Annotated in this window: 8 protein-coding genes; 5 read left to right on the top strand and 3 right to left on the bottom strand. The window is 50.6% G+C overall.

Annotated features, from left to right (window positions below; genetic code table 11):
* Nucleotides 1-174 precede the first annotated feature (174 nt).
* The 4 genes from AWU77_RS05685 (at nt 175) to AWU77_RS05670 (ending at nt 4,533) form a co-directional block, all read left to right on the top strand.
* On the top strand, nt 175-357 hold the full coding sequence (locus AWU77_RS05685) for a hypothetical protein (RefSeq protein WP_062060206.1): 183 nt from the start codon (nt 175-177) through the stop codon (nt 355-357).
* A 214-nt stretch (nt 358-571) separates the two neighbouring features.
* Entirely contained in the window at nt 572-1,972 is a 1,401-nt protein-coding gene (locus AWU77_RS05680) for an MBOAT family protein (protein ID WP_062060204.1), read from the top strand.
* 21 nt (nt 1,973-1,993) lie between these two features.
* Complete coding sequence (locus tag AWU77_RS05675; protein ID WP_062060201.1) at nt 1,994-3,307, top strand: GDSL-type esterase/lipase family protein; 1,314 nt, start codon at nt 1,994-1,996, stop codon at nt 3,305-3,307.
* Complete coding sequence (locus AWU77_RS05670) at nt 3,304-4,533, top strand: GDSL-type esterase/lipase family protein (RefSeq protein ID WP_062060199.1); 1,230 nt, start codon at nt 3,304-3,306, stop codon at nt 4,531-4,533. Before AWU77_RS05675 ends, AWU77_RS05670 begins: the two co-directional genes overlap by 4 nt.
* Before the next feature lie 79 nt (nt 4,534-4,612).
* On the opposite strand, the gene AWU77_RS05665 is transcribed toward AWU77_RS05670, so the two are convergent.
* Nucleotides 4,613-7,024 carry a carbohydrate-binding protein gene (locus tag AWU77_RS05665; protein WP_062060197.1) on the bottom strand — a complete coding sequence of 804 codons (2,412 nt, stop codon included), beginning with the start codon at nt 7,022-7,024 and terminating at the stop codon, nt 4,613-4,615.
* A gap of 463 nt (nt 7,025-7,487) precedes the next feature.
* On the opposite strand from AWU77_RS05665, the gene AWU77_RS05660 reads away from it, so the two are divergent.
* Entirely contained in the window at nt 7,488-10,079 is a 2,592-nt protein-coding gene (locus AWU77_RS05660; protein WP_062060194.1) for an exo 1,3/1,4-beta-D-glucan glucohydrolase, read from the top strand.
* A gap of 74 nt (nt 10,080-10,153) precedes the next feature.
* On the opposite strand, the gene AWU77_RS05655 is transcribed toward AWU77_RS05660, so the two are convergent.
* Nucleotides 10,154-10,408, bottom strand: a complete 255-nt coding sequence (locus AWU77_RS05655; RefSeq protein ID WP_062060191.1) for a BrnA antitoxin family protein — start codon at nt 10,406-10,408, stop codon at nt 10,154-10,156.
* A complete protein-coding gene (locus tag AWU77_RS05650; protein WP_062060189.1) occupies nt 10,386-10,664 on the bottom strand; it encodes a BrnT family toxin in 279 nt (92 codons plus the stop codon). The genes AWU77_RS05655 and AWU77_RS05650 overlap by 23 nt, the downstream gene beginning before the upstream one ends.
* Between the last annotated feature and the right edge of the window lie 9 nt (nt 10,665-10,673).

The raw sequence follows: 10,673 nt of genomic DNA, 5'->3' as shown, positions 1-10,673 counted from the left end.
TTTTGTATTTGCTTTGTATTTTTTGTAGGTTGCTGGTGAGGAACGAACCGCAACACATTTTACCCATCATCAATCCACTTGTGGCAAAAATTCAAAGCTTGGCAGATATCCACCTCATCTTAAGGTAATATCTAATCAATACGCTCAAAGCAACGAATCAGTGAGGATACATCCATGCAAACCGTTAAACAAATTGTGTGCGACACCGTTAATCACTTACCTGAACAAGCCACTTTTGACGATGCCATCTATGCACTTTATGTGCGTCAAAAGCTCGAAGAGGGGCTGCGCGACATTGATGAAGGCCGCACCTATACGCAAGAAGAAGTGGAGCTGCGTTTATTAGGTGCCAGATAAAAAAACATCACAACATGAACCGCGAGTGATCTTGAATAACAAATTCTTTCGATACAATTTTTAATTAGCCCCCGTATTCCGTTAGTCTCCATACGGGCTACCCTCGAAATATTTTCCCGCCCGTCATCCCTCTCACAGATTTTAGGCGCCAGTTTGGCTATGATGATTGCCTGTTTAGCTGTATTCCCGTTTAACGTTTATATGGATGTTGTAGATGCATTACCTCTCACCGGAATTCGGACTCGTTTTTGTTGGTTTTTTATGGCTTTACTGGTGGTTGGGTTCGGCGCGTGGGGTTGGGGCGCAGAACTTGTTGCTGTTGGTGGCGAGTTACCTTTTTTACTGCAGTTTTGATTGGCGTTTTGCGCTGTTGCTGCTGAATTTTTCGCTGGTGATTTTAGCGCTGGCGCAGGCAGTGCATGGGCACAATGGTGTGCGGCGGCGCTGGCCGATGATTCTTGGGGTGGTATTAGCACTCGCTAACCTCGGCATATTCAAGTACTACAACTTTTTCCGCGAAGAAGCGTTGGCGCTCTTGTCGCCGCTGTTTAATGGGGCGAGCTTGCCGGTGCTGGAGTTTGTGCTGCCGGTGGGGATTTCGTTTTACACCTTTCAAGGCTTGGCCTATTTGATCAGCGTGGGACGCGGTGAATGTAAACCGGCGAAATTGTTGGATGGTTTGTTGCACCTTTCGTTTTTCCCGACCTTATTGGCGGGGCCGATTTGTCGACCAAGTGAATTGCTTGTGCAAATCCAAGCACCGGACGAACGCAAAGTCGCCGCCCCGGAACTGGCGATTTTATTGATTATCTCCGCGCTGATTAAAAAAGTCTGGCTCTCCGCTTGGCTGGCGGAGGAGTGGGTGAACCCGGTATTTGCCGACCCGGAGAGCTACCACGCGCTGGAGTTGGCCTGCGGGTTGATGGCTTATGCATGGCAATTGTTTTTTGATTTTTCCGGCTATACCGATGTGGTCACGGCACTCGCGCTGTTGCTCGGTTTTAGTTTGCCGGTGAATTTCCGCCAGCCTTATCTCGCCACTAGCTTGAGCGATTTTTGGCGGCGCTGGCATATCACCCTATCGCGCTGGATTCGCGATTATGTGTACATCAGCCTCGGCGGCAACCGCGCGAGTTGGGCGCGCACGCAAGTGAATTTATTGATCGCCATGGTGCTCTCGGGCTTTTGGCACGGTGCCAGCGCCACCTTTGTGGTCTGGGGTTTGTGGCATGGGCTGGGGTTGATCGCGCAAAATAGCTGGCAAAAAATCACATCATTAAAGCTACCCGATGCCATCACCCAATGGCTGACCTTTGCCTTTGTGTGTTTCGGCTGGCTGTTATTTCGCGCGGAGGACTGGCGCGCGGTGACAACTTATACCGCCGGTTTTAGTCGTTGGGATAGTTTACCCAGCCTGAACTGGATTGGTTTACTGGCCGCTATGGTAGTGTTCTTTATGCTCGCGCGCCGCGCTGAACCTATGATGGAAAAATCGGCCGCCGCCTTGCGCCTTTTGCCTTGGTGGGGTCAGGGTTTAACCCTAGTCGCGATCGCTTTGTTGATTATGGAATTGGCACCGGCGGGTATGCCGGGTTTTATCTATTTTGGTTTTTAACGTTGCCAGGATTAAGACGTTATGAGTGCAGTACAGGATACGGAATCGCAACACCTTAAAGCTTTACTCGGCATCACCTTCGCCAGCCTGTTGCTGGTAGCGGTGAAGGGCAGCGCGTTGCTGCAATATTGGCAGCAAACCCACCATATATTGCTGGAATTTGGCAGCCTGCCCAAAACCAGCAGCTACTTGCCCGATACCCCCTTAATTCGGGAGTGGAAACGGCAGTGGCAGAATACCAGCGATTATTGGGCTGGGGTTATGGCGCAGAGCGAGAGCCGTATGCTGCTCGCTGGCCAGCTGTTATTGGTTGGCGATAAGGCAATCCCCGCGCCGGTATTGCCGGTGGTGGCCGCGCCAGTTTGCCCGAAACAGGAAATCATCACCCAAGCCTGCCCCGAGCCAAAACCCATCGCGCAACAGACGGAGGTAAAACCTGCGGTTAATGAGAGCCCGGCGGTGTACGCAACACCTGCTGCGGCGATGACCGCTAGTGTGACGACTAACAGCGCAGCCGATACGCCCGCACCCGAGCATCGGGATGAGCCAGATTCCCTTCAACCTGATTCATTAGAACCAACCCCCCTTGAGCCACTACCGGAGGCAACCCCCGAAGCCATCGCCGCCGCGCAGGGGCCAATCACACTCACGGCCAATGACCGCATTCTGCTGGTGGGCGATTCATTGATGCAGGGCTTGGCGCCGCACTTGATGACTAACCTCAAACGCAAGTACAAAGTCGAAACCATGGATTTGAGCAAACACAGCACCGGCCTGACCTATCCGGCGTTTTTCGATTGGCCTGCAACCGTGGAAGATGCGTTTGAGCTGGAAGATTACTCCGTGGTGATTGTGTTTCTCGGCGCCAATGACCCTTGGGATATGACCATTCACGGGCGCTATATTCGCTTTGGCTCCGAGCCTTGGGCGGCGGTTTATCGCGAGCGGGTAGCGCGCATTATCAACACCGCAGCGACTCATCGCGCGCGCTTGATCTGGCTTGGTGTACCGCCGCTAGGGCGCGAAGATCTGCTCGGCAAAGCGCCCAAACTCAATGCGATCTACGCCGAAGAAGCGGCCAAAATGCCGCTATTTGCCCGTTTTGTTGCCACCGACCCAACCCTCACCAGCGATGGCAGCAGTTTTACCAAATTTCTCGAACTGCCCGACCGCGGCAGTGTTATGGTGCGCACCGACGATGGCGTGCATTTCACCACCCAAGGCCATCGCCTGCTGGCGAACCTGACACTCACCCAATTTGGTGCGGCAAACACAGGCAAGACCCCTACTAACACTGCTGATACAGCAACCGATAACAAGATCACGCAACGATGAAGTATGCAATTCTCGGCCTGTGGCTGCTGGTATTCAGCAGCGCAATTCCGGCGCTGGCGACCAATAAAACCACGCCCCTGCTGGATTACGGTGACCGCAAAGCACCTGCACTCTGGCAAAACCTGCGCGCGCTGGACAACAACCAACGGCAGGAACCGATTCGAATCATGCAATTGGGCGATTCCCACACCGCGGGCGATTACTTCAGCGGTCAACTGCGTCTGCGCCTGCAGAACCAATTCGGCAATGCCGGTATCGGCTGGCTAACGCCGGGTTACATCAGCAACCAGCGCTCCCAGCAAGCCTTGTTGCGCAATATCGGCAACTGGAAACTAAGCGATGCCAAACAGCGCAAACACTCCGGCGTCTTTCCGGTCGGTGGGTTTATCAACACCTCGGCGGGCAACTCCATTTTGGAGGTCAAAATTAAAGAGGCACCAGCTGCTGGCCCATGGCGTCTGAGCATTTGGCAGCACTCTGGCCAAACGCCCTGGAGCCTCGCTCTGCCCGGCGGCAAACTGCATAAATTGCCCGGCCAAGGCGATGCCAAAGCGCCTTGGCGCTTGAGCACCCAAGAGTTGGACGCCAACACAATAAGCGGGCTGAAACTGCTTGCACCCTCTGGCGGCAAGTTGGGCGGAGTTATTCTCGACCGCATGGCGCCGGGCATTACGCTGGATGCACTGGGCAACAACGGCTCAGTCGCCAATGTCATCAACCGCTGGGATCCATCCACGCTGCGCAGCCAACTGCTTTGGCGCAACCCGCAATTGATTATCCTCGCCTACGGCACCAACGAAGCTTTTGGCCCGGATTTGCTGCCCGAAACCTACGAAGCCGAACTGCGCCAAGCGATTCGCTCACTGCGCGGTGCCGCGCCAGAAGCGGCGATCCTGTTAATCGGCGCGCCGAGCTCGGCCAAATCCCGCCCGCCCCACATTAACGGCGGCTGCCGTGTGCCACTGCCGCCAAGTTTAATCAAAGTACAAAACAGCCAGCGGCGCATCGCCCGCCAAGAGCGCACCCTCTATTGGGATTGGAGCACAATGATGGGCGGCAATTGCGGCGCACAATTTTGGCTCAAACAAAAAACACCCTTTATGCGCCCGGATTTGGTTCACATGAGCCCGGAAGGTTATGCCGCCAGTGCCGATGCCCTGTATATCGCCATTTTGGATGAGATGGATAAAGCGGAAAAACGGCAGGCTGCGGCAGTAAAACACTAATCGCCACTGCACACTAAAACTCTAATTCAAAAAAAACGGCAGACGATTAAGTCTGCCGTTTTTGTTTCAGCCTATTTGTTTACTGCCGCAAAATATCGACAAACGGGCTGTAAACGCCGTTTTTATCGAATGCTGCAATTTGAAAAATATAGTCTCCTTCCAACCAGGGAAAGTTGTAACTGTTAGTCCATGCGTCATTAATGCTGATGTAAGTGAATTTAGCGTCACTTGTTTTTTTATAGCGAATTTCATAACCACCTAAATCAGTCACATCAAGATAATCGCCATTTTCTCGCTTGTTGGGCGCCGTCCAGCTAATGCCGACAGAACCAGCAACATGTTGAGTGTTGGATGCGGATGATGACGACGACCAACTCGATGAACTCACCGCAGGTTTTGATGAACTGGAAGAGCTGAGTGCCGCAGAGGAAGATGAACTTGATGAACTACTGGTAGCAGGCGGCACAACAACAGGGTTATTCGCCTGATCAACCGGTTCGAATTTAATCCAATTTACATTAAACCCGCCCAATAGAGCTTTAACACCAAAATAATGCTTTCCAGCAGGCAAGGTCACTATGCGTTCAACACTGGTCCATTTTTGCCAACCGCCGGTTACAGGAACAGGCACCGTATCAAAAACCGCTGAGCCGCCCGCCTCATGCAAAGTGAAACTTCCTCCTGCACTCAAGCTGGCAACACGATAAGTAATTTTATAATTGGCCGTTGCAGGAATAAGCACTTCAACATTTTTGTAGTCCATCCAATCACCAGTGTTGATATTGCCGGTGTTCTGACCGCCACCTACATCCTGTGTTGGTTCATTCCAAACACCACTCATCGCCGAATAATTCTCAGCTTGAATGGTGAGCGGCATAGGTGTGCCCATAGGCTCAATCTTAAACCAGTTAACGTTAAAGCCACCGACCTTACCAAAAATGATGAAATAGTGGTCGCCTTCCGTCATATCAACTATTGCCGACACATCCACCCAATTTTGCCAGCCTCCGGTTTTGGGCACACTGACCGTATGGTGTGTGGCATTAGTGCCCACTTCATTCAGTGCCAAACTCCCGCCGCCATTTAAACTCGCAACGCGGTAAGTAATTTTGTATTTTCCGGTATAAGGTAATTTAACTTTGGTATTGGAGTAATTCATCCAATCGCCAGTGTTGATATTGCCAGTGTTCTGACCGCCACCTACATCCGTCGTCGGCTCATTCCAAACACCACTCATGGTTGCATAATTTTCTGCCTGAATTACCACGGCACCCGGCGCGAGCGAATTCGCCGCACTGCTTGCAGCAGAGGATGAAACGGAAGACACAACGGAAGAGGCACTGGACGATGAAACAGTCGTGCTAAGGTTTTCGATTTTAAACCAGTTGACATTAAATCCACCGGCGGTAGCCAACAAAGTCAAGTTATTACTACCGGCAGGCAAAGTAACTGTGCGTTCAACGTCTACCCATTTTTGCCAGCCACCAGTTACAGGTACGGATACAGTATCGATCACCGCACCAGTTCCAGATTTAAGCTGAAAAGTTCCACCTGAACTAAGGCTCGCGACACGATAAGTAATTTTATAAGTACCAGACACTGGCATCACAATACCGTTATAGGTCATCCAATCACCGGTATTGATGTTGCCAGTATTTTGCCCACCGCCGACATCTTGTGTCGGCTCGTTCCAAACACCACTCATCGTTGAGTAATTTTCCGCTTCCACAACAATGGCGGGATACGAAGCTGCACTAGAGGTAATACTAGAAGCTGCGCTTGATGATGAAGCAGCAACACTCAAATTTTCAATTCTGAACCAGTTGACGTTAAATCCACCTGCTGTAGCTAACAAGGTCAGGTTATTACTGCCTGCTGACAAACTAACCGTGCGTTCAACGTCTACCCATTTTTGCCAGCCACCAGTGACAGGTACGGATACAGTATCGATCACCGCGCCCGTTCCAGATTTAATCTGGAAGGTCCCGCCGGCGCTAAGGCTCGCAACCCGATAAATAATTTTATACGTGCCGGTTACCGGTATTTGGATGTTGTTATAAGTCATCCAATCACCCGTATTGATGTTGCCAGTGTTTTGTCCACCACCAACATCTTGGGTTGGCTCGTTCCAAACACCACTCATAGCCGAATAATTTTCGGCTTCCACCGTAATAGGCGCTGGGCGGACAACGTTCGCTGCCGCACTGGGGCTAAAAATCATAAACGGAGCGCAAAGCGCCATAGCAATAGAAGCATTGCGCAAGCGCTGCTGCCAATTCAAGCCGCGCTTTAATTGCAGCTCATCAATGAAACCCAGTTCAATTAAGATTTCACCAATGGGAGTAACCACAGCGGTGGGGTCGGATGGGTCGAGTAATCGCTTGCGGCGCGACTGCTCTTTAATAGCGTGTTCAAGCTGTACCTGAGTGATGAGTCCTTTACTGACGAGGATGTCACCTAAGCGTGTGAGTTCTTTTTTTTTGAACAACATAACCCCTCCAAAACTACAACAGCATGATTTTGTCGAGCCGTTTGATAAAAAATCCTGAAAAACAACCTGAGAGAGAACGGGCTTTTTTAGTGTAGAAGATGAACCAGAATTTGTGATCTATTACACAAGAAGTTCATTGCAATCTTTTCGCATATGAGCAAGTGCAGATATGCATTTTAAAAAATGCACACTTCTTTTATGGATAAAAAAACCTCTTGGTTATTCGGTTTTTTGGCGATTTTCACAGCCTAAAACAGAGGATTAGCATCATAAAAGGTAAAGTTTGTTCGCAGGAGGCTGGCTAACTGCTACCTTTTATAAGCGCATGTTTACGCAGGCATCGTTTTGACTACTGCATATAATCAATATTGATTACCATCTTGCGCCTCCTGATGAGGCATTGCGTTAATTGATGCAAATGATTGAATTGCCATCTCTTTGTTTAAATAACAGGTCATCCACTATGAACAATAAAACACAGCTTCGGTCGCTGGTGTCCGGCGCCGTTTTACTCTCACTGCTTGCGGGGTGTGACGCGCAAAAAACTGAAGCGCCACCAGCCGCCACTGCCTCACCCGCCGCAACCAGCAGCGCCACCCAAGTGGCATGGCCTGCCATTAACAGTGCAGTCAAAAAAGATCCGGCGGTTGAAGCGCGGATCGATACAATCATGACGCAAATGACACTGGAAGAAAAAATCGGCCAGCTGATCCAACCAGAGATAAAAGATCTAACCCCGGAAGATGTTAAGCAATATCACGTTGGTTCAGTATTAAATGGCGGTGGCAGCACCCCCGGCGGTAATAAATACGCACCACTGCAAGATTGGATAGCCATGGCGGACAGTTTTTATAACGCCTCGGTAGACAAATCCAATGGCCGCACTGGTATCCCGATTATGTGGGGCACAGACGCAGTACACGGTTTGGGCAATGTGGTTGGCGCCACTCTTTTTCCCCATAACATCGCGCTGGGCGCAACCAATAACCCAGAGCTCCTGAAAGAAATCGGCCGAGTCACTGCCGTTGAAATTGCGGTTACCGGTCTGGATTGGGATTTCTCCCCCACCGTTGCGGTTGCGCGCGATGACCGCTGGGGCCGCGCTTATGAAAGCTGGTCAGAAGACCCACAAATCGTCGGTGCTTTCGCCGGAGAGATGGTAGAAGGCCTGCAAGGTAAGGGTGGTTCAGAAGCCTTTTTATCCAACGATCATGTGATCGCCACTGCCAAGCATTTTATTGGCGATGGCGGCACGCTCAATGGTGTCGATCGCGGCCCAACCCAAGGCGATGAACAACATCTGCGCGATATCCACGGCGCCGGTTATTTCAGCGCTTTGGAATCCGGTGTGCAGGCGGTCATGGCCTCTTTCACCAGCTGGGACGGCACCCGCATGCACGGCCACAAATATTTACTTACCGATGTGCTTAAAGGCCAAATGGGTTTTGATGGTTTAGTTGTTGGGGATTGGAGCGGTCACAGCTTTATTCCCGGTTGCACTGCGGTGGATTGCCCTGAATCGCTCATGGCCGGTTTGGACATTTACATGGTGCCCGAATCCAACTGGAAAGATTTGTACAACAACTTGTTAGCGCAGGCTAAATCCGGTGAAGTTACTGCTGAGCGTTTGGACGATGCGGTGCGCAGAATTTTGCGCGTAAAAATTCGCGCGGGATTATTTGAAAAAGGCGCACCCTCGACTCGCCCACTCGCAGGCAAAAAAGAATTGTTGGGCGCACCGGAGCATCGCGCAGTCGCACGCCAGGCCGTGCGTGAATCGCTGGTATTGCTGAAAAACAAAAACAATTTACTGCCGCTGGCGCGCAACCAAAAAGTTCTGGTGGCAGGCGATGGCGCTGACAATATTGGCAAACAAGCAGGCGGCTGGTCAGTCACTTGGCAGGGCACCGGCAATGTAAATTCCGATTTCCCCGGCGGAACCTCCATTTATGCAGGTATCAATGAAGTAGTAAGCGCAGCCGGTGGTAAAGCGACACTCAGCGTTGATGGTTCATTCACCGAAAAGCCCGATGTCGCGATAGTTGTCTTTGGTGAAGATCCCTACGCGGAAATGCAAGGCGATGTCGGCATGCTCGCCTACAAACCTCGCAACCCAAGCGATTTGGAATTGCTGAAAAAATTGCGCGCGCAAAATATTCCGGTGGTGTCTTTGTTTATCACTGGTCGCCCACTTTGGGTTAACCGTGAATTAAATGCTTCCGATGCGTTTGTTGCGATCTGGCAACCGGGCACTGAAGGTGGTGGTGTAGCCGACGTGATTTTCAAAAATGCGTCGGGTGAAATTAATTACGATATGAAAGGCCGCTTGAGTTTCTCTTGGCCGAAACACCCTGACCAAACGCCACTGAATCGCGGCGACAAAAATTACGACCCACTCTTTGCCTATGGCTTCGGTTTAAGTTACGCCGATAAAGATACACTCGCCGACAATTTGCCGGAAGACGGGTTAAAAGCCGCTGAAGCATTAGACGTATTGGAAATTTTCAACCGCCGCCCAATCGATCCATGGCAATTGGAAATTATCGGTTACCAAAACGATATAGTGCCGATGAACAGCAAAACGGTTAAAGCCTCTTCGTTAGAGATCCAAGCGGTTGACCGCGAAGTGCAAGAAGATGCACGCCGTGTGCAATGGAATGGTTCAGGTAGCGGACAAGTTGCCATGTCAGTCGCGAACCGTCAGGATTTTATCAATTACTACAGCAGCGATTCGGCACTGGTATTTGACATCAAAGTCGATGCGGCGCCAAGTGCCGTCACCTACCTGCGTTTGGGTTGCGGCTCTTACTGCGCATCGGATATCGACTTGAGTGAAAAACTGAAAAGCTTCGTTGGTCAAGGCTGGCAAACAGTAACCGTGCCCTTTAAATGCTATCCAAACTCAGGCGCGAATTTTGGTGTAAATCAACCACCAGAAGAGTACTGGACACAAATCCTGCAACCTTTCTCGCTAATCACCAGCGGTACTTTGGATGTTACTTTTGCCAAAGTGAGTGTGGTGAAAGGTGCGGGCAAAGAGGTAGCTTGTCCGTAACAAAATAGTTGTCGCGTTAAACTAAAAAGCCCCGCAAGTTTTCACTGGCGGGGCTTTTTATTAGCCTTAAAAAATTACCGCTGTGACTGCTGGCTTTCCATGTAGCGGCGCAACAGATTATTAATTCGCGTTTGGTAGCCTTGTCCTTGTGATTTAAACCACTCCAATACATCCGCATCCAATCGCAGGGTGACTGGTTGTTTAAGCGGTACAACCAATTTTGCATTTTTAAAAAAGTGTTCGTCCAGTTCAGGAATGTCAGATGTATCTATCTCGTCATCAGCCATTTTCACCACACGCTTCCAATCAGTTTTGGATACTTTGCTCATACATCCGCACCTCATTTTTGGTTGCCTTTCTCGCTGAAATAATACGTATCACATCACCCGAGCGCTCGGTATAGACCACCACACCTATCAAACTGTGTATCCAGCCAACACCAAGCCAGCGCTCTTCGCCATAATCCAACCGGTCGTCTCGCAGCGTGAGCATGGGATGATTGAAGATATCAGCCACATCCGCAAAATCGATCCCATGCTTGGCAATATTGAGTTCGTTTTTCCTTTTGTCCCAATCTATGCGCATCACAACTCC

Source organism: Cellvibrio sp. OA-2007 (assembly GCF_000953825.1).
Classification (GTDB): Bacteria; Pseudomonadota; Gammaproteobacteria; order Pseudomonadales; family Cellvibrionaceae; genus Cellvibrio.
Note: the sequence above shows the minus strand (reverse complement) of the source record. Positions and strands in the feature narration are given on the sequence as shown.

What these genes read in the sequence shown, in the direction of transcription:
- AWU77_RS05685 (WP_062060206.1), top strand. Translation starts at nt 175, where the DNA reads ATGCAAACCGTTAAACAAATTGTGTGCGACACCGTTAATCACTTACCT.
- AWU77_RS05680 (WP_062060204.1), top strand. Translation starts at nt 572, where the DNA reads ATGCATTACCTCTCACCGGAATTCGGACTCGTTTTTGTTGGTTTTTTA.
- AWU77_RS05675 (WP_062060201.1), top strand. Translation starts at nt 1,994, where the DNA reads ATGAGTGCAGTACAGGATACGGAATCGCAACACCTTAAAGCTTTACTC.
- AWU77_RS05670 (WP_062060199.1), top strand. Translation starts at nt 3,304, where the DNA reads ATGAAGTATGCAATTCTCGGCCTGTGGCTGCTGGTATTCAGCAGCGCA.
- AWU77_RS05665 (WP_062060197.1), bottom strand. Translation starts at nt 7,024, where the DNA reads ATGTTGTTCAAAAAAAAAGAACTCACACGCTTAGGTGACATCCTCGTC.
- AWU77_RS05660 (WP_062060194.1), top strand. Translation starts at nt 7,488, where the DNA reads ATGAACAATAAAACACAGCTTCGGTCGCTGGTGTCCGGCGCCGTTTTA.
- AWU77_RS05655 (WP_062060191.1), bottom strand. Translation starts at nt 10,408, where the DNA reads ATGAGCAAAGTATCCAAAACTGATTGGAAGCGTGTGGTGAAAATGGCT.
- AWU77_RS05650 (WP_062060189.1), bottom strand. Translation starts at nt 10,664, where the DNA reads ATGCGCATAGATTGGGACAAAAGGAAAAACGAACTCAATATTGCCAAG.